Origin of the sequence: Marinobacter sp. (assembly GCF_048269445.1) — a bacterium.
GTDB lineage: Bacteria > Pseudomonadota > Gammaproteobacteria > Pseudomonadales > Oleiphilaceae > Marinobacter.
Genome location: NZ_JBLXIQ010000007.1, coordinates 160,733 through 184,894, shown reverse-complemented (window position 1 = coordinate 184,894; position 24,162 = coordinate 160,733). Strand labels below are relative to the sequence as shown.

Sequence of the window (24,162 nt, the reverse complement as noted above, 5' to 3'; positions counted from 1 at the left end):
AGGAGCGGGCTGGGGTTTATAATCCCGCCCGTTTATTTCAAGTGGCGGATCAAAGTTCCGCTGTGAGTCCCCGTTTCGGAAGTTGAAAGACAATGGCTCTGTTGGTTCAGAAATTTGGTGGCACCTCGGTGGGGACCACCGAGCGTATAGAAGCGGTTGCCGAGAAGGTTTGCCGGTTCCGCAAGGAAGGTCATGACGTTGTTGTCGTGGTTTCCGCCATGAGCGGTGAAACCAACCGGCTGATCGCCCTCGCCAACAACATCATGGAGGAGCCGACTCCCCGTGAAATGGACGTGCTCGTGTCCACGGGTGAGCAGGTGACGATTGCACTTTTGTCCATGGCTCTCCAAAAGCGTGGCTGCGAAGCCCGCTCATACACTGGTTCCCAGGTGCGGATTGTTACCGACAGCACCCATACCAAGGCCCGCATCAAACAGATCGACGAGCAGCGTATGCGGGAAGACCTTGATGCCGGTCGCGTGGTTGTTGTTGCGGGTTTTCAGGGCATTGACGAGAAGGGAAATATCACAACGCTGGGCCGTGGAGGTTCGGATACCACCGCAGTGGCTCTGGCGGCAGCGCTGAAGGCCGATGAGTGCCAGATCTACACAGACGTGGATGGCGTGTATACAACCGATCCTCGTGTGGTAGACAGCGCCCGACGCCTTGAGCGGATTACCTTCGAAGAAATGATCGAAATGGCGAGCCTTGGCTCCAAGGTTCTTCAGATCCGCTCTGTAGAGTTTGCAGGCAAATATAACGTTCCATTAAGGGTTCTTTCCAGCTTTCAGGAAGGGGAAGGCACCCTGATTACTCTTGAGGATGAAAACGCCATGGAACAACCGGTTGTTTCCGGCATTGCTTTTAACCGTGATGAAGCCAAACTGACAATATCCGGAGTGCCCGATACCCCAGGTAGCGCGTTGCGGATTCTCAAGCCCATTAGCGATGCCAATATTGAAGTGGACATGATTGTCCAGAACGTGGGTGAGGATAACAAAACTGCATTTACCTTTACGGTGCACCGCAATGATTTCAAACGTGCCAAGGAAGTGCTCCAGGGCGTTGCCGATCAATTGGGTGCCCGAGAAGTGGGCGGCGACAGCAAGATTGCGAAAGTCAGCATTGTGGGCGTTGGTATGCGGTCACATGCTGGTGTTGCGACTCAAATGTTTGAAGCGCTGTCCAATGAAGGCATCAACATACAGATGATCTCCACATCAGAAATCAAGATTTCCGTGGTGATCGATGAGAAATATCTTGAGCTTGCGGTTCGTGCTCTTCACAGTGCATTCGATCTCGACAAGCCCGGGGTAGATGAGGCCCGATAACGCAGGCACCAGGTCGATCTGCGGGGCGGTATAAAAAAGAGATTCATTGACTGAGCCTATGGCATCACGGCCCCGTATAAGGGAATGTGCGTCTGTTGTCCGGTTAGAGATCTCACTATAAACGTAAAAAATAGATAAAAACCATTTGTCGGAACAGGTAGCTCTGGATAGGGAGTAAGGGATATGTTGATTCTAACTCGCCGCGTAGGCGAAACTTTGATGGTCGGCGACGACATTACCGTCACCGTCCTGGGAGTAAAGGGCAATCAGGTACGCATTGGCGTCAATGCCCCGAAGGAAGTAGCGGTACATCGCGAAGAAATCTATCAGCGAATTCAGTCGGAAAAAGGGGCCGAAGAGCCTGAGCCCGGTAACAGCTGAAAGACAGAAAGCCGTTCACGGGAAACCTGAACGGCTTTTTTGGTTATCGGGGATATCGAGGCTGAAAAAACTCGTGTCAACCCTATGAAATCAGAAAAATTATGGTAGTATACGCCCCGTTCTCAAGGAGAGGTGGGTGAGTGGCTGAAACCAGTTCCCTGCTAAGGAACCGTACGAGCAATCGTACCGAGGGTTCGAATCCCTCCCTCTCCGCCATTTCCTTTTTCGGGAAAATGAGACGGGTTGATGTAGCATTCAACCAAAGCAAGTGATCAATGTGCGGCTGTAGCTCAGCTGGATAGAGTACCTGGCTACGAACCAGGCGGTCGGAGGTTCGAATCCTCCCAGCCGCGCCATCGATCAATCTTGCCACCTGTTTTAAGCGGCTGTAGCTCAGCTGGATAGAGTACCTGGCTACGAACCAGGCGGTCGGAGGTTCGAATCCTCCCAGCCGCGCCATATCAAATAAAGAACCCCGCCTTGAGCGGGGTTTTTTATTGCCTCAGCATTTCCCTTCTAAACGTTCTGCAATGTGGATCGAAATTTAGACAGTGCATCAAGTGCCTACTATTTTTAGCCGCGTAACTCTGGTGACGGGTGGTGGGCCAGGCATCATGGAGGCAGCTAACTGTGGTGCCTTCGGTCGGGGCGCCAAATCGGTCGGGCTCAATATAACCCTCCCGCACGAACAGTACCCCAATCCCTATGTCACGCCGGACCTGTCTTTATACCATTGGCGGACTCTCCGCTCACGCCGACCGGGTTGAACTCGTGGCCTGGTTCCGCCGAGTCGGAAGCCCCGGGCGCACTAAGGGGCGCCCTTGAGCCTGTTTTGGGTCTTTCCGATGTTTGCTCCAGATCAATCTCTGGGCGGTTAAAAATTGCACAGATGTGGCGCTTCTGCCTATTCTTAAAATTGAAGTGCACTCATTTTCAAGGAGCTGAAATTATGAATAAGACCATCAATGGTGCCTATGAAAATTACGACCAGGCCCGGAATACCTGGGACGATCTAATTGCGTCTGGCATCCCCAGAGACAACATATTTATCGATGAGGAGGCCAAGGTCGTGAAGGTGAGCGTTCCCTCGGAAACGGAGCGGGAGATTCTGGAGATTTTCGGGCGCCACAAGCTTCATTGAGCTGGCTGTTGGAGAGACAAGAGAAGAAATGTTGCCACTTGGTACTCGGGTAATCCTGGGAAAGGAGCTATGAAATGAGCGGCAAAGACAGGGATTTGGCTGGGCGCGGGCGCGGGGACCGAATTCTCAGAGAGGAGATTCACGATCCCTATATGGCCAGAAGCAAGCCTAAGGAGCCGACTGTGTGCCCCGGGTGCGGCGCCGTTTTCCATAAGGGGCGCTGGCAGTGGGCAGCCGAGCCCGCAGGGCAGGCTCATGAGCTGATGTGCCCTGCCTGTGAGCGAATCCGGGATGATATGCCCGCTGGCATACTTACGCTCTCTGGCGGCTTCCTCGCGAAGCACCGTGATGAAATTCTGAAACTCATCCACAACAAGGTTGAGGAAGAAAAAGCCGAGCACCCCATGAAGCGGCTGATGAGCGCTGAGGACGGTAAGGAGGGGGAGCTGATCGTCAAATTCACCGACCTTCATCTTCCCCGGGGCGCTGGGGAAGCCGTCGAGCGAGCCTACGACGGCGAGTTGGAAATCCAGTACACCAAGGAATCGAATCTGGTCAGGGTGTACTGGAACCGGGATGAGTGAGTGATGGCTTAGAGCCTGAAACGGGAAACCAGGTTCTGCAGCTCGCTGCCGAGCCTGGCCAGTTCGCTACTGGAGCTCGCGGTCTGGTTGGATGAGGCTGCTGACTGATCGGTCACGTCACGGATGCTCGTCAGGTTCTGGTTGATTTCCTCAGCTACCGATGTTTGTTGTTCGGATGCAGTGGCAATCTGGCTGTTGTATTGTTTGATATCCTCAACGGCTCTGGTTATGAGCTCAATGGTAGCTCCTGTCGCTTTGGCGCGCTCCAGCGTGTTGGAGGCCATGGTGGCGCTGGATTCCATCGCGGATACCGAATTTCCCGCACTGCTCTGCAACGACGTTACCAGGGTTTCGATTTCCTTGGCCGACGACTGGGTCCGTTGGGCCAGGGAGCGCACTTCATCAGCAACCACGGCGAAGCCCCGGCCCTGCTCGCCGGCGCGTGCCGCCTCAATGGCCGCATTCAGTGCAAGAAGGTTGGTCTGCTCGGCCACGGATTTGATGACATCCAGAACGGTACCGATGTTGGCAGTTTCCTTTTGCAGGCCGTGAATGGTTGCCATGCTCTGGTTTACTTCCCGGGCCAGGTTGTTGACCTGCTCGACTGTTTCCCGAACTTCCCGCTCACCCTCGTTAGCCTGGCTGGCGGCATCGGTTGCGACAGAAAATGCCTGCTCCGCGCTGCGCGCAATCTCGCTGACGGTGGCAGTCATCTCGTTCATCGCGGTTGCAACCTGATCGGTCTCCTGTTTCTGGCGATTGATACCATCACTGGTCTGGCTGGTGACCGTTGAAAGCTCCTCAGCCGAAGCAGCGATGTTCGAGGCGCCTGATTCAATGCTTCTAACCAGTTCCCGCAGGCTTGTCACCATGGTTGCCAGGGCTGCCATTAACCGACCAATTTCATTGGTTCCGGCCGCATCTATCTCGACAGTCAGGTTGCCTGAGGCAACTTCAGACGCTATGGCCACTGCCTGATTGACCGGAGAGACGATCGCGCGGGTAATGAGGTAGGCCATTAATACGCCCAGTACAACCGCGATGCCCGTTGCGCCAAAGATCAGCCAGGACGCCTGCTGGCGGTCGGCTTCCATCTTTTCAACCTGAAGTGCGCGGAGGCCGGTGGCAGAAACGATGGCGCTTCGTGCGGTACTGACCATGTCATCCGAGAACAGGCTGCCGGTTTTGGTCAGGTCGACAACTGTCTGGAACTCGTTGATATAGGTATTGAGCGCTGCGTTGATCTGTTCTTTTTCTTCGGCAGTGATGGCAGCTGACTTCAGCGGGTTCTGGACCCTTTTGGCGTCGCCAAGAAACGCCTTGAGGCTGGCTTCATCATGCTCGATCAGAAACTTGCGCTCTGACCGGCGCATATCCTCAAAAATCGCTGAGGCAAAGAACAGCGAGCTGTGGGCCTTGAGGGATGATCCGAAGATTCTGGCACTGGTTTCAAGACGCTTCAGGGCCTCTTCTCGTTCACTGATGTTCTTCTCAACGGCTCCCATCAGTTGCTGATACTGTTTTACATCAGACTGAATACTTTCCAGTTTTTTAACGTCTTCGCTAACGACCAGCAGCGGTTTAATCTCGCCGGTTAATTCGAGAACGCGATCGCCTTGTGATTGGGTTTTGGTGACCGCATCGGCGTCGCCAGTCAGGAGAAAGTTCTTTTCTTCGACGCGGGCTTCGGTGAGGTCAGTATTCACTTGCCCGAGCATGGCAACGATATTCGACCTTTGGCCGTAGCTGTCCAGGGCGCGGTCACCCACTATGCCCACCAGAATGGTCAGCAGCAGCAGGATGGCAAACCCGCCGGCGAGCCTGGTTCGAATGGTCATGTTGGTGAGGAGCTCTGGAAAGCGCATTGTTGTAATGTCCCTGGACGATGTGAGAGTTGCCGTTCCGACCTTTACAGCTCAACTCTCCAGTTAAAAACCGGATGGCTTTTCTGATACGTTTTGAAGGCTGAAGGCGGGTGATGTTTGACTAATATTAAGTCGGTTTACGGCTGTTTATTCCAGAACTTTACAGTTACAGATGATTACCGGGTGTATTTTGACGTGATACGGAATAATGAACGTCTGGCTCTGAGCGCTATCAGAACCAGGCGATTCGATTACCACATCAGATCATCAGGGATCTCATAACCCGCATAGGGGTCGTCTTCTCCCGCGTCATCCTTGTTGCGGTCGTGGAGTACGACAACGGCTTTCTCATCACGCTCCATGATCTTCCGGGCAACGCCCTCCGCCAGGATCTCGTAATTGTCGTTGATATGGACAATGGCCAATCGGCCACGGGAAAGCTGATCGACCATTTTGTCGTCTACAAAAATTTTCTTGATCTTTTTGTCGTGGACAAACTGATAGGAGGTTTCACCCCGGCTTCGGTCAAGGCGATTCGATTCGACCAATTGGCGTATCTGTGCCTGGATCGCTTTTTTCTCAACTGCCTGCTGGCGCTCAAGGTTCAGCTGACGGTCCCGCTCTGCCTTTTCTTCGCGGGCCTGGCGTGCACGGATCTCTGCTTCGTTAACCTGAACCGCGCCTTTGGGTTGCTGCTTGCGTTGCTTGCGCTTTTCACTGCGGATGGTTTTGGCTTTCTTCTCATCGGCAAGGCCGGCTTTCAGCAATTGGTCCTGAAGGGTTGCCATCAGTAACTCCATTCTTTAGTTGCAAATTCTGGTATCATTTGGATCTAGTATACGCCCTCATTATTGCCTTCATAACCAGCATCCGCTGATTCCGGGATTTTCTTTTATGTCTTCTTTTAACGACTTCGGTTTGTCTTCTGCCATGCGTGCAAATCTTGAGCAGCTGGGTTTTGCAAAACCCACCGAGATACAGGCAAAGGCATTGGCGCCAGGGCTTGCCGGTAAGGACGTGATTGCCATGGCAAAAACCGGGAGTGGTAAAACCGCGGCATTTGGCATCAGCCTGATTGAGCGGCTGAATCCACGGTTGTTTGCGGTCCAGTCACTGATTTTATGTCCCACCCGAGAGCTCGCGGATCAGGTGGCCAAGGCGTTGAGGGAGCTGGCCCGCGCCCGGGAGAACATCAAGATCCTGACCCTGTGTGGAGGCGTCTCGATCGGGCCACAGATTGGTTCGCTCAGCCACGGGGCGCACATTGTGGTTGGCACACCGGGCCGGATTCAGGACCACCTGCGCAAAGAAACCCTCTCGCTCGCGCGACTGAAAACCGTGGTTCTTGACGAAGCAGACCGTATGCTGGATATGGGTTTCCAGGATGCAATGGAAGACATCCTTTCGCAGACACCGGGCTCGCGGCAGACCATGATGTTCTCGGCCACCTGGCCGGCCCCGATCCGTGAGCTCAGCAAGCAGTACCAGAATGGGCCGGTGGACGTGCGCGCCGATATGGCGGGCGAGAACCCGGACATTGAAGAGCTGTTCTACGAGGTATCGCCTCAGCGGAAGGCGGATGCCATCGTGGCCCTGCTCTCAGGGAGGCAGCCCGACTCCTGCATCGTTTTCTGTACCACCAAGCAGCAGTGTGACGAGATGGCGCAAGACCTGGGTAATCGGGGGTTTTCGGCGCTGGCGTTGCATGGCGATCTGGAGCAGCGGGATCGTGACAGCGTGCTGGTGCGTTTTGGCAATCAAAGCTGTTCGATTCTGGTTGCTACCGACGTGGCCGCCCGTGGTCTGGATATCAAGTCCCTACCGCTCGTCATCAATGCCGACCCGGCGCGGGATCCTGAAGTTCATACCCACCGCATCGGGCGTACCGGGCGAGCAGGGGAGCAGGGGCATGCGGTCACCTTCTGCACGCCTGCCCAGGGGCACAAGATCAGTCGGATTGAATCCGGGCGGGGGCATAGCGTGGTCTGGGGAGACACGGAATTGCTTCTGGCTACGCAGGTAAAGCCTGTTGTTCCTACCATGCGAACCCTGTGCATCGCCGGTGGTCGCAAGGACAAGATCCGGCCAGGAGACGTGTTGGGGGCGCTAACAGGTGATGCTGGCATTCCCGGCAAAGCGGTTGGCAAAATAGATCTGTTTGATCATCAGTGTTTTGTGGCTGTTGCGAAGTCGCAGGCAGGCGAAGCTTTGTCCAGGTTGGAACGAGGCAAGGTCAAAGGCCGAAAAATACGCGTTCGATATGCCTGAATGAGAATTGCTTCAGGAGCAATGGCAACGGTCATTAGGGGCCTCGACGCTCGGAAACTCCGTATAGATTTTCGTATTCAGGTTGCCCGGGGCCACTGAAAACGGTAAATTACGCAGGATTTTGCCCCCCGAATTGTTGCGGAGTGGCGTTAGACATTAGTCTAACTGGTCAGGCCGGGCAGGGTTCGGGAGAAACATAAATCAATACAGGTAGCTGTTCGATATGAATGACCTGATGTCACAAGCCGTCGATCTGATGATTGCCGGAATGGGGTTCGTGTTCGTGTTCCTGATTGTTCTGGTATTCGCGACACTCCTCATGTCCAAACTCATAGGACGGTTTGCGCCGCCAGAGCCGGCAACCCCGGCCAAAACACCACGTGCCAAGCCGAAGGCGCCTGCGTCGGTTGACCCCGACACTGCCGAGGCCATCAAAAAGGCGATTGCAAAATTCCGGGCGCGCCACAAGAAGTGATCCGGTAAAAAGATAGAACCTTTAAACAGAAGGCTGACACGATGACTGACACAAAGAAACCGCTGGGGATTACGGACGTTATCCTGCGTGACGCCCACCAGTCCCTGCTTGCCACCCGTATGCGGCTGGATGACATGCTGCCTATTGCCGAGAAACTCGACAAGGTCGGTTTCTGGTCTCTGGAATCCTGGGGCGGAGCCACCTTTGATTCCTGTATCCGTTACCTGGGCGAAGATCCCTGGGAGCGTATTCGCGAGCTGAAAAAGGCCATGCCCAACACGCCGCAGCAAATGCTCCTGCGTGGTCAGAACCTGTTGGGTTATCGTCACTATGCTGATGATGTGGTCGATAGGTTTGTTGAGCGGGCCGCCGAGAACGGCGTAGACGTATTCCGCATCTTTGATGCGATGAATGATCCGCGCAACCTGGATACTGCCATCAAGGCCGTTCGCAAGACTGGTAAACACGCTCAGGGAACCATTTCTTACACCACCAGCCCGGTGCATACCATCGAAATGTGGGTGGAGCTGGCAAAGGAAATCGCGTCCATGGGTGCGGATTCCATCGCCATCAAGGACATGGCTGGAATTCTCAAGCCATACGTCGCCTTTGATCTGGTCAGCCGTCTGAAAAAAGAGCTGGACATCCCGATTCACATGCAGTGCCACGCAACAACTGGCATGTCTACGGCGACCGCCATCAAGGCCGCGGAAGCCGGTATCGATAACGTGGATACAGCCATCTCCTCCATGAGCATGACCTACGGCCATTCGCCGACCGAAGCCGTGGTTGCGATTCTTGAAGGTACAGATCGTGACACCGGTCTGGACCTGAACCTGCTGGAAGAGATTGCCAGCTACTTCCGTGAAGTGCGTAAGAAATATGCCAAGTTTGAAGGCAGTCTCAGAGGTACCGATTCCCGTATCCTGATTGCTCAGGTGCCAGGCGGCATGCTGACCAACATGGAGAACCAGCTGAGAGAGCAGAACGCTGCCGACAAGTTCGACGAAGTACTGGCCGAGATTCCCAAGGTTCGTGAAGACCTGGGCTACATTCCGCTGGTAACCCCCACCTCCCAGATTGTTGGCACCCAGGCGGTACTGAACGTTCTGACGGGTGAGCGTTACAAGTCAATCTCCAAGGAAACCTCTGCCATCCTGAAGGGCGAGTACGGTTCTGCACCGGCGCCGTTCAATAAGGAGCTGCAGGAGCGGGTTCTGGACGGTAAAGAAGCTATCACCTGTCGCCCTGCTGACCTGATAGAGCCGGAAATGGACAAGCTGACTGACGAGCTCAAGAGGCTGGCAGACGAGAAGGGGATCAAGCTGGCCGAGAACACCGTAGACGATGTACTGACCTACGCGCTGTTCCCGCAGATCGGTCTGAAGTTCCTGGAAAACCGTGGCAATCCGGATGCGTTTGAGCCGGTCCCGACCGCTGAATCTGCGGTCCCGGCCAAAAAGGCTGAAGGCCCCGAGACCTACACCGTGGAAGTGAACGGCAAGAAGTTCGTGGTTGCTGTTTCCGAGGGTGGTGAAATTACCCAGGTTCAGGGTGAGGGTGGCGCAGAGTCTGCGCCGGCGGCTTCCGCCGCACCGGCACCTGCGGTGGGTGAAGGTGAGCCGGTTGTTGCGCCTCTGGGTGGCAACATCTTCAAGGTTCTGGTTTCCCCGGGTGATGCCGTGGAAGAGGGCGATGTGCTGATCATTCTCGAGGCCATGAAAATGGAAACCGAGATTCGCGCACCGAAGGCCGGTACTATCGGCGAAGTCTTCATCAAGGTCGGTGATGCCGTCTCCCCTGATGATGAAATGCTGACAATCGCATAAGGGCCAGCATTCCATGGAAAAATTATTGACGCTCTGGACAGGCAGTGGCTTGTTCAATATGACACCAGGCCAGGCGGTCATGATCGCTGTCGGCCTGCTTCTTCTGTACCTTGCGATTCGCAAAGGATTTGAGCCTCTGCTGCTGGTGCCGATTGGCTTCGGTGGCATCCTGGCGAACATTCCGGAGGCAGGCCTCGCCCTGACTGCGGCTGAAAACGCGATCCACTATGGCAAGCCGGAAGTACTGGCAGCGCTTGCCAGCGCACTGGATGTTGCCTATCAGGCTGGCCAGGCGGTGACGCCGGAAATCATGGATGCCTTCAAGCACGCCTATAAAGAAGGTAGCTCTGCCCAGGTCGCCATGGCTAATGGCCTGGCGCAGGACTTCGGATACGGCAACGGCATGCTGTACAACTTCTATCTGGTTGTTATCGGTAGCACCGTGGGCCCGCTGATCATCTTCATGGGAGTGGGTGCCATGACGGACTTCGGCCCGTTGCTGGCGAACCCCAAGACCATGCTGCTGGGTGCGGCGGCCCAGTTCGGTATCTTTGGTACGGTACTGGGTGCGGCTCTGCTGGACTGGGCCGGTATCCTGGACTTCACCATTCTGGAAGCGGCAGCCGTGGGTATCATCGGTGGTGCTGACGGCCCGACATCGATCTACGTATCGAGCGTTCTGGCGCCGCATCTGCTGGGTGCGATTGCGGTCTCGGCCTATGCTTACATGGCGATGGTTCCGATGATCCAGCCGCCGATCATGAAGGCACTGACGTCTCCGGAAGAGCGCAAGATCAAGATGTCCCAACTGCGCCCGGTGAGCAAGAAAGAAAAGATCATCTTCCCGCTGGTGGTATTGATTGCTGTGGTTCTGTTCCTGCCGGATGCGGCGCCGCTGCTGGGTATGTTCTGCTTCGGTAACCTGATGCGTGAGTGTGGCGTGGTCGAGCGTCTGAACGACACCGCCCAGAACGCACTGATCAACATCATGACCATTTTCCTTGGGCTGTCCGTGGGCTCCAAACTGATGGCAGACAAGTTCCTGGACACCCAGACCCTGGGCATCCTGGCGCTTGGTATCTGCGCCTTCGGTGTCGGTACCGCGTGCGGTGTTCTGATGGCGAAGCTGATGAACAAGTTCACCAAGGAACAGATCAACCCGCTGATTGGTTCAGCCGGTGTCTCTGCGGTGCCGATGGCAGCGCGGGTCTCCAACAAGGTTGGTCTGGAAGCCAATCCGCACAACTTCCTGCTGATGCACGCCATGGGGCCGAACGTGGCTGGTGTTATCGGCTCTGCGGTAGCGGCTGGTGTGATGATCAAGCTTCTGACCTGATCGTCACCATTGCCCCAAAACCCCGTCCGGCGTGAGCCAGGCGGGGTTTTTTAATGAAAGTTTCGCGAGCTCACCGGCAGGCTTCTGATCAGATGACTGAGATCAGACAACTTGCCGGCCATCACATGCACAATATCTCCCTCTCGCTCCAACACCCCTTTCACGTGCAATAGCCTGGAGGTTAGCAGCGGCTTGCGTTGCCGGCGGGCGGTTTCCAGCCATACCACCACGTTTACATTGCCGGTTTCGTCTTCCAGGGTGACGAAGGTGACGCCGGACGCGGAGCCGGGGCGTTGGCGACCGGTGACAAGGCCGGCGACCTGGACGGGGGTGCCGGCTTTGGTGGTCAGGAGCTGTTCGGCACTGAGGCAGAACCGGAGGTGGCCCTGCTCCCGGAGTAGGGCCAGAGGATGGCGATGGAGAGTGAGGCCCTGGCTGGCGTAGTCGGCGAGGACGTTCTGGCCTTCCGTAGGCTCCGGTAGCTGGTGGCAGTATTCCGGCTGGTATTCGACAGGGGCTTCTTTGGCGAACAGTTCTGCAGGTTGTTCGTGGTCGAGTAACTGCCAGTAGGCCTGGTGCCGGTTGGCGGTGAAATCCGGCATGGCGTTGGCGCCGGCGAGGAGTTCCATATCCCGCTGGTGGAGAGCGGCCAGGCGTCGGAGTTCGCTGGCGGAGCGGTAGCCGGTGGCAGGGCGGTTCTGGTGGATACGTTCGGCGCCAGCGGATGACAGGCCCTGAATGAGCCTGAGGCCCAGACGGAGGTGGCGGTTGGGGCCTTCCAGTGTATGGTCCCATTGGCTGTGGTTCACATCGACCGGTAGCATGGTAACGTCGTGGCGCCGGGCGTCCTGAACCAGCTGCGAAGGAGAATAGAACCCCATGGGCTGGCTGTTGAGCAGGGCGCAGTAGAAGGCCGCCGGGTAATGCCGTTTGATCCAGGCGGAGACGTACACCAGCAGGGCAAAGCTGGCGGCGTGGGATTCGGGGAAGCCGTAGCCGCCGAAGCCGCAGATTTGCAGGTAGAGCCGTTCGGCGAAGTCGGCGTCGTGGCCCCGTTCAAGCATGCCGGTGATCAACTTTTCCCGGAACGGGGTCAGGTCACCGTGGGACTTCCAGGCGGCCATGGCGCGACGAAGCTGGTCGGCCTCACCGGCGGAGAAACCGGCCGCGACCATGGCCAGTTTGATTACCTGCTCCTGAAAGATGGGAACACCCAGGGTGCGCTCCAGTACCTTGCGGATGGCGTCGTTGGGGTAGTCCACCGGTTCCAGGCCGTGTTTGCGCCGCAGATAGGGGTGCACCATGTCACCCTGGATGGGGCCGGGGCGTACAATGGCGACTTCGATCACCAGATCGTAGTAGGTCTCCGGTTTGAGCCTTGGCAGCATGTTGATCTGGGCCCGGGATTCCACCTGGAATACGCCGATACTGTCGCCTTTCTGGAGCATGGCATAGGTGGCACGATCCTCCGGAGGGATGTCCTGCATCCGGAATGGCTGGCCTTTCTCGTCGCTGATAAGCTCCAGCGCCTTGCGTATGGCGGAGAGCATGCCCAGGGCCAGAACATCCACTTTCATCAGTCCCAGGCTTTCCAGGTCGTCCTTGTCCCACTGGATCACGGTGCGGTCTGCCATGGCTGCATTTTCGACTGGTACCAGTTCGGCCAGTGGCCCGGCACTGATCACAAAACCACCTACGTGCTGGGACAGGTGTCTTGGGAAGCCCAGCAGTGTATTGACCAGGGTGAAGAACTGGTCCGCTACCTGGGGATTACGGGTGATTTTCTTGTCCAGAATCTGCTGGCGCCAGTTGGTGGCCTTGTCCCGCCAGTCGATGCCTTCCAGCAGCTGTTCCACCAGGGCCGGATCGAACCCCAGAGCCTTGCCGACATCGCGAATGGCACTGCGGGGCCGGTAACGGATCACCGTGGCAGCCAGGGCGGCCCGCTCCCGGCTGTAGCGCCGGTAGATGTACTGAATGACTTCTTCCCGCCGTTCATGCTCAAAATCCACATCAATGTCCGGTGGCTCGTCGCGGTCTTTGGAAATGAAGCGTTCGAACAGGAGCTCAACCCGGGCCGGATTTACTTCGGTGATGCCCAGGCAGTAACAGACGGCGGAATTGGCGGCAGAGCCCCGGCCTTGGCACAGGATGCCCCGGCTGCGGGCAAAGGCCACGATGTCATGGATGGTAAGAAAGTAATGCTCGTACTTCATCTCCGAGATCAGGCCAAGCTCCTTGCGGATCAGGCTCTGGACCTGAAGTGGCGTACCCTCGGGATAGCGCCGACGCTCGCCCTCTCGGGTCAGCCGTTTCAGGTAACTGGCGGGAGATTCATCTTCCGGCACCAGATCCGGTGGGTATTCATAGCGCAGACTGCCGGGTTCAAAGGTGCACTGCCGGGCAATGGTGAGGGTTTCAGTCAGCCAGGTTTCGGGAAACAGCCGCTGGAGAACCCTCAGGGGCCGCAGGTATCGTTCGCCATTCTGGAACAGGCAGTGGCCGGCGTGTTCCAGGTTGGTGTGATTGCGCAGAGCCGTGAGCACATCCTGCAGGGGCTGGCGTTCCCGGCTGTGCATATGTACTTCGCCAACGGCGGTTACGGGGATACGTAGCTGGTCAGCCAGCCAGTGTATCCGGGCAAGCCGTTGCTCTTCACCGGATTCCAGGGTGCGGGCGGCGGCAATCCAGAGCCGGGGATCAAACAGGCGGTTCAGCCATTCTCCGCAGGCCAGAGCCTGATCGGACTCTGCCTCGGCAGGTGAGGGTGGCAACCACAGGCACAGGCAGTCATCAAGAGGGTGGGTTTCAATATCCCGGGCGAACAGCTGGTAGTGGCCTTTCTCTGCCCGGCGGCGGCCGGTGGTGATCAACTGGCAGAGCTGGCCGTAACCTTTGCGGGTGCGCGCCAGAAGAATAAAGCGGGGCGTTGTTGCGCCTTTTGGCGTATCGGAGAGCTCGAACCAGCTGCCGGTAATGAGTTTGACCGGGCTTTGTGCCAGTGCCGCCCAGGCCCGGGGAATGCCGGCGACGGAACAGGCATCGGTGATCGCCAGGGCCGCGTAGCCAAGCTCGTGCGCCCTTTCGGCCAGCTCCTGGGGATGAGAGGCGCCGGTCAGAAAGGTAAAGTTGCTAAAGCAGAACAGCTCCGCATACTGATGCTCAGACATCAGCCAAACCATCCATGCACAAACCAGCCCTCCCGGGCATCCCGGAAGATCCAGGCCAACTGACCGCTGTTTAACTGGGCAATGTAGTAATCCCGGTGCACCCGCTGGCCATCCCACCAGCCGCCGCTGATCCGCTCCGGGCCGGCAAACCAGGCGACCGGCGTTTCAGTAAGCGCTTGCGGTCCTTTCAACAGCCAGAGAGGGCGCCGTGGCAGATCTCCGGCCGGCTTTAACGGAGCGGCCGTTTTGCGCATTACCTCCGAGGCCGACCATGCCCGTTCGGGGCGATGATCGGCCTGGGGCGAGAGCTGTTTGAGTGCCTGTTCCCCAAGGCGGGCCTGCAAACGGCTGATCAGGGTATGCCAGGCCTCGTTCAGGTCCTGTGTTTCACCCAGCAGATCCTCCCCGGAGGGCGCTTCCCGGGACAGGAAACGCTTCACCGACAGCATCAGTGAGATAACCGGAGCCTGCAGCGAGTGCTGCTCAAGCCGCAACTGGATCAGGTTGAGAAAGTTGTCGGCCCGGTGCTCAGGCCCGGAGGTGCGAATGTACAGACGGGTAGGTTCCGAGTGCCGGTGCCTCAGAACCAGCCGCAGGCTGTCGGTATCCTGCTGGCGCCAGCAAAGGTCTTCTTCCAGTTCCGTGAGCATGCGATGGAGCGGAAACAGCAGGCCCTGGGTGTGCTCGACCTCCTGCACAAAATCGGCCTGTTGCCGGAACGAGTGGGGCGGTTGCCAGGGGGCTCGAGGATCCGGCCGGGTGCCCTGGATTTTCTGGATGTGAGCCAGCAGCTCAGGAGACAGGCGGCGTGCCAGCTCATTGGGGGGTAAATCAAAGACCTCCCCCAGAGTGTTTAGCCCCAGTCGCTGAAGCCGGGTGGAGGCTTTCTCATCGAATTCGGCCGCAAGCAGGGGCATCTGGCTCAAAGTTCGCAGAATATGGCCCTTGTCGGCCGTGCACTCCCCCTTGCCGACACGGGCAATCAGGCGGGCTGCCAGAGGCGTGTAGCCAATACCAATCCAGGCATTCAGCTGGCGCTCATTCAGCCCCTGTTCCACCGTTTGCCAGACAGCCGGCAGCCCGCCGTAGAGTTTCTGCAGGCTACCAATTTCAGCCAGCAGGCCATCTGGTGGAACCAGTACAATGTGGGCGGCATAGCGATACAGCCAGCGGGCCTGATCTTCCAGAATCCTGGCTTCCTGGGTTTCATCGGCACGCACCATACCCAGATCCGGTACCAGGCTGATGGCGGTTTTCAGGCGCATGCCGCTACGAATACCCTGGCTCCTGGCTTCAGGGCAGGCCTGAATGACCTTCTGGCCAGAGCCTTCAACCACCACCAGGGCACCCTGATCTTCACGGGTGCGGCGAATATGGTCCAGCACCAGGTGCGGGAAATGCAGATACAGCCAGAGCATGGAGCGTTATTACCCGGTTGAACCCGACCAGGGGCCCCGGACAACCCGGGTGGTTTCACGAAATGAGAGATCTGCCCGCTGGGCCATGACCAGTGAACAGCGTTGCCCGGGCCAGCTGCCCCGGCGTTTGAGCACATTCACCTTGAGATCCTGCTGCTCGCCCGGTTCCAGTTCCAGGCGCAGGGCCGCCGGAGAATTTTGCTCGGCGTAGCGCCGTTCCCGGAACAGGACGCACACATTGCAGCCGGCCTCGGCGGCCAGCTGCAGCCGCCGGACCTCCCGGGAGGCAAGTCTTCCGGGCCAGGCCATCACCAGCCCTGTCACCGGTGAGCGAAGGCAGTTTTCCAGAGTCCACAGAAAGTCGCCCTCACCCTCGGTATGGATCAGCACCACCTGGTCCAGATCCACGCCTTCCCGGGCCAGGGCAGGTGCATAGGGGGTGTGCGGCGGGTTCAGCCAGAACACGGTTTTACGCTCCGCGCACATCCGCTGCATAAGTGGCAGCAGCAAATGCAGCTCGCCAATACCCGGTGCATCCAGAAGACATTCGCTCAGGGCGCCCCGAGGCCAGCCCAGGCCTCCGAGCTGGTTATCCAGAACCTGATATCCGGTTGGTTCTGCAGGTTGTGTGGTCTGGACGTGGCGGTGGCCCTGCCAGACACGGGAATCCTGCATCAGCGTATTCAGAAGCTCGCTCATGATGAAAACTCTCGAGGCACTGTTTAAATATACAGTATTCTGAAAGCGGCCGGATTTCAAGAGAAGGGTTGATAAAGCGAAGGGCACGACCCACGCTTGTTAGTACAGCCATCAACCATGGAGGTTGAAATGAGTGACCTGAAAGCACACAGCTGTGAAGCCTGCAGCCCGAACGCACCCAAGGCGACTGAGGAAGAAAAGCAGCAGCTACACAAAGATGTTCCGGACTGGGAGATCCTGGACATTGACGGTGAAGAACGGCTTCACAGGGTCTACAAGCTTAAAAACTTTGTGAAGGCCCTGGAGTTCACCAACAAGATTGGCGAACTCGCCGAAGAAGAAGACCACCACCCCGTGGTTGTTCTGGAGTATGGCAAAGTTGCAGTGAGCTGGTGGAGCCACGAAATCGGCGGCTTGCACAAAAACGACTTTATCCTGGCAGCGAGAACCGACGCTGCGTTCAACGACATGCAATAGCCCGAACTGCGGCGGAACCTGGCTTCCGCCGCACTCCTTCCGGACCGGAGATTGTTAGCAGAATGGTTGAAAACCGTACCGATAACCCACTGACTTTGAAGCTGGGTAACGAAGAGCTGGTCATTCGGCGACGCTATGAAATGATCAGCATCACCAACGATTTTTTAATCGCCATCTGGTTTCTGGTGGGCAGCATCCTGTTTCTGTTCCCGGAATACGAGAAGGCGGCAATCTGGTTGTTTATTATTGGCAGTTTCCAGTTCCTGATCCGCCCGACCATCCGGCTTGTCAGCCACATTCACGTGAAACGAATTCCGGCCAGTAACTGGGAGAGTTAGAAAGCCTCATCTACCGGGCTGCGAACGCCAAAGCCACCTTTGCGAACAACGTGGGTGTAGATTTCTGTTGTGCGTAAATCTGAGTGGCCAAGCAGCTTCTGGATGGTGCGGAGATCATAGCCGGCTTCAAGTAAGCGTGTGGCAAAACTATGACGAAAGGTATGACTGCCCGCGAGTTTGCGGATGCCGGCCGCCTGGATAGCTCGGCGAATGTGCTTTTGAACAGTTCGGTCTAGCAAGTGATGCCGCCTGCGAATGCCTGAGCGAGGATCCCGCGAAAGCTCCTGCGCGGAATCGATCTGTTGCTTTAACGGCTCGACCAGACGGTCCGGCAGCGGCGTAATTCGGTCTTTAGCACCTTTGCCGCTTCGAACAATCAACTGCTGCATATCAAAATCAACATCTTTAACTCTTAGGCGCAGGGCTTCATTGATACGCAGACCGGAGCCGTAGAGGAGTATGGCCACAAGTTTGTAGTCTCCGCTCAGGTTGTGAATAACGGACCTGGCTTCTTCCGCACTAAATACCGTTGGAAGCTTTACCGGCTTTCTGGAGTGCTCGAACTTCAGATCGTCCAGAGGTTGGCCCAGGAATTCCCGATATAAAAATACCAAAGCGTTCAAAGCGACTCTCTGGGTAGAGGCGCTGGCGTTTGCCTGCAAAACCAGATGAGACAGAAATGCTTCGACTTCTGCAGAGCCCATGGCTTCAGGGTGTTGGAGGCCGTGGAAGCGGATAAAGCGTTTGATCCAAAAGAGGTAGGTTTTCTCTGTCTTATAGGCCATGCCTCGCAGGCGTATAAAACCTCGAACTTTATCCAAAAAACGGGTTGGTTGTGCAGGTATCGGGGTAGGGATATCCATATCCAGTCATCCTTTACTGTTTTTATATACAGCATTTCGGTTTGAGCCGAAGTCAAGGGGCTGATGTTAGCGGAGTTATACGAACGAGTTCGCAAAACTCCAGATACCACATGAGAAATGACGGTAACTATCTGATAGGGTTGGAAAGTTGAAACAGGAAGGGCGGAGTTATACGCCTACGGTGGGAGCAGGAGTGGCTCAAAAGAGGGCGTATAACTCCGGCGGTAGCCGTGGTGATTGGTGCTCAAGAGGCTGTTTTTATTAAAGAAACTCGTGCTTTCTTGAGCGTGCTTGAAGGGAGTTTTACGAACGGGTGATATACGAACGCGTTCGTATAATTAGCTGTTATACGGCACGAATCCCACGAATTTGGAGTTCCATGCATGACTGACGACAGAACGTTATGTACTTCCAGAACTTTACCTTTCTCCCCAGAAGAAATTTACGGAGCATTTGCTTCGCCTAAATTATTGGCGGCATGGTGGGGGCCTGAGGGCTTTTCCAATACCTTCGAAATTCATGATTTCAGGGAAGGGGGGCGCTGGAAGTTCATAATGCACGCCCCGGACGGAATCGACCACCCAAACGAGAGCAAGTTTGAAGTACTTGAACCCAATTCAAAAATAGTCATTCACCATGACTGCCCGCCAAACTTCCGACTCACAGTTGAGCTCACTGCTGAGGCTTGTGGTACGCACGTAACTTGGAATCAAGTGTTTGAAGATGCTCGAACTGCCCAGGTAGTCAAAGAAAGGGCTGGCCCAGCAAATGAGCAAAATCTTGATCGGCTCACGCGTGTGCTTGAGCGGGCAAGAAATGCCGTATAACCAGGCAGTCAACCGGACGGCAAAAGCGTGGCGCTTTTGGTTCCCTCCGCTGCGCTCCGGCGCCGGTTACCGCAGGCGTTAAGCCTAACAGGAGTAAAGGTGCCTATCCGTCGCTTTCATATTGGTGAGGAGTACGAGCTGTTCGAAGTCTTTCACTCGGCGGTTCATCTCGTTGCTAGCCGTGATTACACTCCGGAGCAGATTGATGCTTGGGCGCCGGCAGGCTTGGATATGGAGCTTTGGGCACGGAAGATTCGCGATATCAAGCCATTTGTCGCAGAGGTTGACGGAAAGGTTGTTGGCTATGCAGATTTGCAGCCAACTGGCTATATTGATCATTTCTTCGTCTCGGGATATCACCAAGATCAAGGGATTGGAAGGCTATTGATGTCGACTCTTCTCAGTCAGGCAACCACGCTCGGTTTAAGAGAGCTGACGTCGGACGTCAGCCGGACGGCGCAGCCTTTTTTTGAAAAATTCGGGTTCTGCATAATTGAGGAACGGGCGCCCAAGGTGAGGGGCGTAGTCGTTCCAAACGCATTCATGCGCAAGCTTTTGCCGTGATTAGGCTTAATCAGTGCAGGCACGGCGACGCCCTCTCCATTGCGCCTTCGGCTACATTCCAAGGGCGCGTATGCTGCAAACGTTAAGTGTTTTCAGGGAGGAAACTGTGAGTAAGTATCATATTGCACAACTCAACATTGCCACGCTGTTGGCACGAATAGATTCGCCGCAGCTTTCGGATTTTGTCGCGAACCTCGATCGGATCAATGCGTTGGCAGATGACTCCCCTGGTTTTGTCTGGCGGCTACAAACCGAAGACGGTGATGCTACCGGCATTGATTATTTCGGCTCCGATAAAATCGTGAATCTTTCCCTCTGGGATTCAGTCGAGGCTTTGCATAATTACGTTTATCGGTCTGCCCACGTTGAGATCATGCGCCGCAAGAAGGAGTGGTTTCAGAAAATGGGACAGGCATATACGGTGCTTTGGTGGGTGCCTGCCGGTCACATTCCGTCAATGGAAGAGGCGGCGCAAAAGCTGAACATTCTGCGAGAGCATGGGCCAACCGCGGAGGCTTTCACATTCAAGAAAGCTTTCCCGGCTCCCAGCGAGCTAGCCAGTGTGCCCACTGATACTTGGGGTGGTAAATGCCCAGCCACTTAACAAATCAGTCAAGTTCGTTCCGGCCTGCGGCCTCCACCGGACGCCCCTGTCGGGCCACTGCCTTCAGCGTTATGCAATCCGTTGTGGAAAGCGAAATACAGCAAAAGCGATATCAAAGTGTTTTGGGCGATTGGGTTTGACTCGGAGACGCTAAAAATTCAAGAGGTTTTTGAAAACCGGGACAGATCTGTTTTCGGGCCAGGACGTCTTCGGCAAATCCTCTTCGCCTGCCAAGTACCCTTTAACGGGCCGAGCGCCGCCGTCGCGACAAGACTAAAGCAGCAAGAGACAGCATCATTAACATAAAGCCTGAGGGCTCAGGCACATCGACAGGGGGGGCGATCGACAGCGCATACAATATGTTGTCGTCAGACCCAAAATACACCACATCACCGGCAATGGTCGGTGACGAGTCAATGGCGCCGCCGGTCTGGAACGTCTCCTGCACCAGACCGCTCAACGCATCCAGCACATACAGTTGTCCGTCACCGGAGCCCACATAGAGCAAGCCATCGTAGAAGGCGGCGCTGGAATTAATCGCGCCTCCGGTCGACGTGACCCATACGATGGCACCGGTGGCGGTATCCAACGCATACAGGTTGCCGTCGTCTGATCCGATGTACATCAGTCCATCGTTGACGTTTGCGGACGCGTCCACCGAACCGGTCGTGAGCGTTTGCCAGAAGATCTCCCCGGTCAAGGCGCTCAACCCGTATACCGATTGATCGGAAGACCCGAAGAACACGGTATTGTCATAAACGACGGGCGAGGAAAATATCGGCCCTCCGGTAAACGTCACCCACAGAAACTGCCCTGTATTCGCGTCCAGCGCATACATGCTGCCATCGGCCGAACCGACATACAGAATGCCATCGACCACCGTTGGTGATGAATCGACAGAACCGCCGGTGGCGGTTTGCCACAGGATTTCTCCCGTGGCCGCATTCATCGCATAGACGGACCCGTCACCCGAACCGGAATAGACCACGTTGTTCACGACTTCCGGGGAAGAAACGACTGCACCCCCGCTATTGGTGATCCATACCGGTTGACCGGTCTGGGCATCCAGCGCGTTGAAGGTGCCATCCCCGGAACCGATATAAAGCAAACCGCCATCCACTGTCGGGCTGGAATCCACTGGGCCGCCAGTCGCAGTTTGCCACACGACCTGTCCGGTGGAGGCGTCCATGGAGTAAACAAAACCATCATCGGACCCGACAAAAAGGTGACCACCACTCACCGTTGGCGACGAATCAATGTCCCCCTCGGTGAGGGTTTGCCAGAGCAACCCTGCCTGGCTGACGGATGACATCAGAAGCCCGCCCAACATGACTAATAAAATCGGCCAACGAGCGGAGCCTTGGTGACTGAAACCTAAAAGATGGGAGGTCATAGCCTTCACCTACGCGGCAGTTTGGGTATTGCCAAGGTGAGGCAACATCCGCGCCAGTTTGCTTTTTTCGATTTGATTGAAACGTTTGGAAAAAGCAGTGGGACTGAGGTGTAAACAATACCGGCATTTTAAAGAAAATCGGGGCCGGCTTATTTCATGAGTCGTTGAGCTATCGGCGATAGTAAAACCTTTCGGAAAATAAATCCGTTCGGGTTTCGTTTCTATGGAACCGGTTCGAAGTAGCGGTTGAGCAGATCCGGATCGTCAAAATGGCGCTTGCCGATGAAGGCCGTGGCGTGGCGCCCCCACTGACGCATGCCGCCTGGAGAAAGCACGCCAGTGGGCCAGAGCAGGAACCGTTCCAGGCGAGCGGTACCGGGCACCGATCTTTTTGTGGCCTTCGATGGGTATGAATGCGGGTTCAAATACGTCGACAGTGCTTTGATCCACGTCGATGCAATTCACCGAGCATCAGTGGAAGGCTAAGATAACAAGGCAATGCACGCGACAAGCGCGTGATTGCAGCGTTCGCCCTTAAGACAAGAGGAATGCAATTACCGCCATGGAGGAAGCATCATGAAGCGCCCAAACCTTATGTCACTTTCTCTGCTCGTAGGCTTCCTGACCGTATCAGGCCATTTTGCGCAAACCAATGCGCAATCCAGCTCCTACTTGAACGCCGAGGAATCTGACCCCAGACGGTTGCGCTGGATGGCGGACTTCCCTCCGCCGCCTGAGAAGTTGATTATGCAGCCGGAATCTGATTTCTTTAGCTTTCCGAAGTTGCGCTGGACGGTATGCCACATTCGGGAACTAATGCCCACAAAGCAAGTGAATAGAGGCATCGGCCCGCCGGTCCCGCTTGAGTACGCAATCGATGACGGTATTGACACCGTGACCTTCACCCCCATGGGTGGCGGAAAACCGATGACGTGGAAGGAGTCCCTGGCGGCGAACTATACCGACGGCATGCTCATTCTTCACAAGGGCCGGGTCGTTTATGAGAAATACTTCGGCTGTCTCGATGAGATGGGCAAGCATGCCGCCATGTCGATGACCAAGTCCATTACGGGACTCCTGGCCGAGATCTTGGTAATTGAGGGACGGCTCGACGATAAAGTGAAGGTTTCCTCAATTATCCCTGAACTCAAGGATAGCGCGTTCGGCAACGCAACTGTGCGCCAGGTCATGGACATGACCACGGCGCTTGACTATAGCGAAGACTACTCTGATCCAAAGGCGGATATCTGGATCTATTCAAAGGCGGCGAGCCCCTTACCGAAACCAAAGGACTATGAAGGCCCAAACGGCTATTTTGAATATCTACAAACCGTCAAGCAAGACGGAGCCCACGGTGAGGCTTTCGGCTACAAGACAATCAACACGGACGCACTTGGTTGGATAATATCGCGGGTCACAGGCAAGGATTTAGCGCACCTGCTGTCGGAGCGTATCTGGAGCAGAATGGGCGCAGAGCTGGATGGATATATGACCGTGGACGCCAAGGGAACACCTTTTGCGGGCGGCGGACTCAGTGCAGGCATGCGAGACTTGGGCCGTATTGGGCTGCTCATGCTTAACGGCGGCAAGATCAATGGGCAGCGGTTGTTCCCGAAAGAGGTCATGGAGACCATCCGGGCCGGTGGCGATAAGAAAGCCTTTGCCAAGGCTGGCTACAAAACGCTTAAAGGCGGGAGTTACCGTAGTATGTGGTGGGTTTTCCATGATAGGCATGGCGCTTTTGCCGCACGTGGTGTTCATGGGCAAACCATCTATGTGGACCCAACCGCCGAGCTGGTCATCGTGCGGTTCGCTTCTTTTCCCACGGCTAACAACGCGCAGATTGACCCAACCTCGTTGCCTGCCTATCAAGCCGTGGCCAAGTATTTGATGAAAGAGTAAAGGGCACATAAACATGGGCGAACAAGGCGCTTCACCGGACGACAATTCCGCTGCGCTCCATTGCCGCCGGTGAGCTTGGTCGTTAGCCCTCCGAGTTACCCACGAACAGTAGACACCTTCTATAGTTAGGGTAGCCCCTGGCACGGAGGTGTTCCTTGAGCTGTAAGAAGCCCCAGGCCTACACCGAAGAGTTTCGTCGGGAAGCCGTTTGGAAAGCTGATCAACCTGGTAATACGACAGCATCCGTTGCCCGTGATCCGGGCATTCATCCGGGCCAGATTTACAACTGGCGTCGTCAGTTTATCCGCCTGTCCGACAAGCAATTCAACAGAGTTGATGGCCTCGATTACTCCAAGGCTGAGAGCGAGGCCATACGCAAGCTCCGGCGGGAGAACGACACCCTGAAAAAGGAAAACGAGTTCCTGAAAAAGGTGTCTGCCTTGTGCATTCGGATCGTGGGGTTCAGTACCTATAAACCGGATATCAGGATTACCTGCGCTCAAGACACTGCCTGCCAAGCATGAGCCGTAAAGGCAACTTTTGGGACAACGCGCCTATGGAATCGTTTTTCAGCCGCTCCCAACTTTTCGCTCTTTGAAACTTATGCAGGTGTTGTCTATTTGATCAATCAGAATACCGGGGAACTTGAAGTAATTTCTCCGAGGCAGGCTGTTGTTATTAATGCCGGTGAAGTTTT

Annotated in this window: 22 protein-coding genes, 3 tRNA genes and 3 pseudogenes; 20 read left to right on the top strand and 8 right to left on the bottom strand. The window is 56.0% G+C overall.

Features of this window, described 5'->3' with window-relative positions; genetic code table 11:
- Positions 1-92: 92 nt before the first annotated feature.
- From ACN0XM_RS15750 to ACN0XM_RS15715, 8 genes and pseudogenes are all read left to right on the top strand, one after another.
- A complete protein-coding gene (locus ACN0XM_RS15750; protein ID WP_417567889.1) occupies positions 93-1,331 on the top strand; it encodes an aspartate kinase in 1,239 nt (412 codons plus the stop codon).
- Between the two features lie 183 nt (positions 1,332-1,514).
- Entirely contained in the window at positions 1,515-1,712 is a 198-nt protein-coding gene (gene csrA, locus ACN0XM_RS15745; RefSeq protein WP_417567888.1) for a carbon storage regulator CsrA, read from the top strand.
- A 126-nt stretch (positions 1,713-1,838) separates the two neighbouring features.
- A tRNA-Ser gene (locus tag ACN0XM_RS15740) sits at positions 1,839-1,928 on the top strand.
- Positions 1,929-1,991: 63 nt separating this feature from the next.
- Positions 1,992-2,068, top strand: a tRNA-Arg gene (locus ACN0XM_RS15735).
- A 26-nt stretch (positions 2,069-2,094) separates the two neighbouring features.
- A tRNA-Arg gene (locus ACN0XM_RS15730) sits at positions 2,095-2,171 on the top strand.
- A gap of 128 nt (positions 2,172-2,299) precedes the next feature.
- Positions 2,300-2,461: pseudogene (locus ACN0XM_RS15725) on the top strand (cytochrome D ubiquinol oxidase subunit II); the annotation flags it as partial.
- A 200-nt stretch (positions 2,462-2,661) separates the two neighbouring features.
- The gene (locus ACN0XM_RS15720) at positions 2,662-2,853 is read left to right on the top strand and encodes a hypothetical protein (RefSeq protein ID WP_417567887.1); all 192 of its coding nucleotides are present in this window, start codon (positions 2,662-2,664) and stop codon (positions 2,851-2,853) included.
- A gap of 74 nt (positions 2,854-2,927) precedes the next feature.
- Positions 2,928-3,437 (top strand): BCAM0308 family protein, encoded by a 510-nt coding sequence (locus ACN0XM_RS15715; RefSeq protein WP_417567886.1) that lies wholly within the window; start codon positions 2,928-2,930, stop codon positions 3,435-3,437.
- A gap of 8 nt (positions 3,438-3,445) precedes the next feature.
- Here the strand turns inward: ACN0XM_RS15715 and ACN0XM_RS15710 are convergent, their stop codons facing one another.
- Positions 3,446-5,275, bottom strand: coding sequence for a HAMP domain-containing methyl-accepting chemotaxis protein (locus ACN0XM_RS15710; RefSeq protein WP_417567885.1), 1,830 nt, complete (start codon positions 5,273-5,275; stop codon positions 3,446-3,448).
- Between the two features lie 278 nt (positions 5,276-5,553).
- Complete coding sequence (locus tag ACN0XM_RS15705; RefSeq protein ID WP_417567884.1) at positions 5,554-6,090, bottom strand: DUF2058 domain-containing protein; 537 nt, start codon at positions 6,088-6,090, stop codon at positions 5,554-5,556.
- Between the two features lie 106 nt (positions 6,091-6,196).
- Between ACN0XM_RS15705 and dbpA the strand changes: the two genes are divergently transcribed.
- The 4 genes from dbpA (at position 6,197) to ACN0XM_RS15685 (ending at position 11,210) form a co-directional block, all read left to right on the top strand.
- Entirely contained in the window at positions 6,197-7,570 is a 1,374-nt protein-coding gene (gene dbpA / locus ACN0XM_RS15700; RefSeq protein ID WP_417567883.1) for an ATP-dependent RNA helicase DbpA, read from the top strand.
- Between the two features lie 223 nt (positions 7,571-7,793).
- On the top strand, positions 7,794-8,045 hold the full coding sequence (locus tag ACN0XM_RS15695; RefSeq protein ID WP_417567882.1) for an OadG family protein: 252 nt from the start codon (positions 7,794-7,796) through the stop codon (positions 8,043-8,045).
- 41 nt (positions 8,046-8,086) lie between these two features.
- Positions 8,087-9,874 (top strand): sodium-extruding oxaloacetate decarboxylase subunit alpha, encoded by a 1,788-nt coding sequence (gene oadA, locus ACN0XM_RS15690; RefSeq protein WP_417567881.1) that lies wholly within the window; start codon positions 8,087-8,089, stop codon positions 9,872-9,874.
- A gap of 13 nt (positions 9,875-9,887) precedes the next feature.
- The gene (locus tag ACN0XM_RS15685; RefSeq protein WP_417567880.1) at positions 9,888-11,210 is read left to right on the top strand and encodes a sodium ion-translocating decarboxylase subunit beta; all 1,323 of its coding nucleotides are present in this window, start codon (positions 9,888-9,890) and stop codon (positions 11,208-11,210) included.
- Positions 11,211-11,260: 50 nt separating this feature from the next.
- On the opposite strand, the gene ACN0XM_RS15680 is transcribed toward ACN0XM_RS15685, so the two are convergent.
- Genes ACN0XM_RS15680 through imuA form a run of 3 tightly spaced genes read right to left on the bottom strand, consistent with a single transcriptional unit; the run spans position 11,261 to position 16,497 of the window.
- Positions 11,261-14,380, bottom strand: a complete 3,120-nt coding sequence (locus ACN0XM_RS15680) for an error-prone DNA polymerase (RefSeq protein ID WP_417567879.1) — start codon at positions 14,378-14,380, stop codon at positions 11,261-11,263.
- On the bottom strand, positions 14,380-15,798 hold the full coding sequence (locus ACN0XM_RS15675) for a Y-family DNA polymerase (RefSeq protein ID WP_417567878.1): 1,419 nt from the start codon (positions 15,796-15,798) through the stop codon (positions 14,380-14,382). Before ACN0XM_RS15675 ends, ACN0XM_RS15680 begins: the two co-directional genes overlap by 1 nt.
- A 9-nt stretch (positions 15,799-15,807) precedes the next feature.
- On the bottom strand, positions 15,808-16,497 hold the full coding sequence (imuA, locus tag ACN0XM_RS15670; RefSeq protein WP_417567877.1) for a translesion DNA synthesis-associated protein ImuA: 690 nt from the start codon (positions 16,495-16,497) through the stop codon (positions 15,808-15,810).
- Between the two features lie 129 nt (positions 16,498-16,626).
- Here imuA and ACN0XM_RS15665 point away from each other — a divergent pair, with 129 nt between their 5' ends.
- Positions 16,627-16,974, top strand: coding sequence for a 4a-hydroxytetrahydrobiopterin dehydratase (locus ACN0XM_RS15665; RefSeq protein ID WP_417567876.1), 348 nt, complete (start codon positions 16,627-16,629; stop codon positions 16,972-16,974).
- Positions 16,975-17,036: 62 nt separating this feature from the next.
- Positions 17,037-17,312, top strand: coding sequence for a YrhK family protein (locus tag ACN0XM_RS15660; RefSeq protein ID WP_417567875.1), 276 nt, complete (start codon positions 17,037-17,039; stop codon positions 17,310-17,312).
- Here the strand turns inward: ACN0XM_RS15660 and ACN0XM_RS15655 are convergent.
- On the bottom strand, positions 17,309-18,175 hold the full coding sequence (locus ACN0XM_RS15655; protein ID WP_417567874.1) for a tyrosine-type recombinase/integrase: 867 nt from the start codon (positions 18,173-18,175) through the stop codon (positions 17,309-17,311). The two genes, ACN0XM_RS15660 and ACN0XM_RS15655, sit on opposite strands and share 4 nt — an antisense overlap.
- A 383-nt stretch (positions 18,176-18,558) precedes the next feature.
- Between ACN0XM_RS15655 and ACN0XM_RS15650 the strand changes: the two genes are divergently transcribed.
- The 3 genes from ACN0XM_RS15650 to ACN0XM_RS15640 all read left to right on the top strand — a co-directional run bounded on the left by ACN0XM_RS15650 (position 18,559) and on the right by ACN0XM_RS15640 (position 20,170).
- A complete protein-coding gene (locus ACN0XM_RS15650; protein ID WP_417567873.1) occupies positions 18,559-19,002 on the top strand; it encodes an SRPBCC domain-containing protein in 444 nt (147 codons plus the stop codon).
- Positions 19,003-19,101: 99 nt separating this feature from the next.
- Entirely contained in the window at positions 19,102-19,566 is a 465-nt protein-coding gene (locus ACN0XM_RS15645) for a GNAT family N-acetyltransferase (protein WP_417567872.1), read from the top strand.
- A 106-nt stretch (positions 19,567-19,672) separates the two neighbouring features.
- On the top strand, positions 19,673-20,170 hold the full coding sequence (locus ACN0XM_RS15640) for a DUF3291 domain-containing protein (protein WP_417567871.1): 498 nt from the start codon (positions 19,673-19,675) through the stop codon (positions 20,168-20,170).
- 241 nt (positions 20,171-20,411) lie between these two features.
- On the opposite strand, the gene ACN0XM_RS15635 is transcribed toward ACN0XM_RS15640, so the two are convergent.
- Together ACN0XM_RS15635 and ACN0XM_RS15630 are read right to left on the bottom strand one after the other, a co-directional pair.
- Complete coding sequence (locus tag ACN0XM_RS15635) at positions 20,412-21,482, bottom strand: PQQ-binding-like beta-propeller repeat protein (RefSeq protein WP_417567870.1); 1,071 nt, start codon at positions 21,480-21,482, stop codon at positions 20,412-20,414.
- A 302-nt stretch (positions 21,483-21,784) separates the two neighbouring features.
- Positions 21,785-21,946, bottom strand: a complete 162-nt coding sequence (locus ACN0XM_RS15630) for a hypothetical protein (protein WP_417567869.1) — start codon at positions 21,944-21,946, stop codon at positions 21,785-21,787.
- A gap of 193 nt (positions 21,947-22,139) precedes the next feature.
- Between ACN0XM_RS15630 and ACN0XM_RS15625 the strand changes: the two genes are divergently transcribed.
- From ACN0XM_RS15625 to ACN0XM_RS15615, 3 genes and pseudogenes are all read left to right on the top strand, one after another.
- Positions 22,140-23,465: a serine hydrolase domain-containing protein gene (locus ACN0XM_RS15625; protein WP_417567868.1), complete on the top strand. Its 1,326-nt coding sequence runs from the start codon at positions 22,140-22,142 to the stop codon at positions 23,463-23,465.
- 155 nt (positions 23,466-23,620) lie between these two features.
- Positions 23,621-23,848, top strand: a pseudogene (locus tag ACN0XM_RS15620) (transposase); the annotation flags it as partial.
- Between the two features lie 32 nt (positions 23,849-23,880).
- Positions 23,881-24,048 (top strand): annotated as a pseudogene (locus ACN0XM_RS15615) (IS3 family transposase); the annotation flags it as partial.
- Positions 24,049-24,162: the final 114 nt, after the last annotated feature.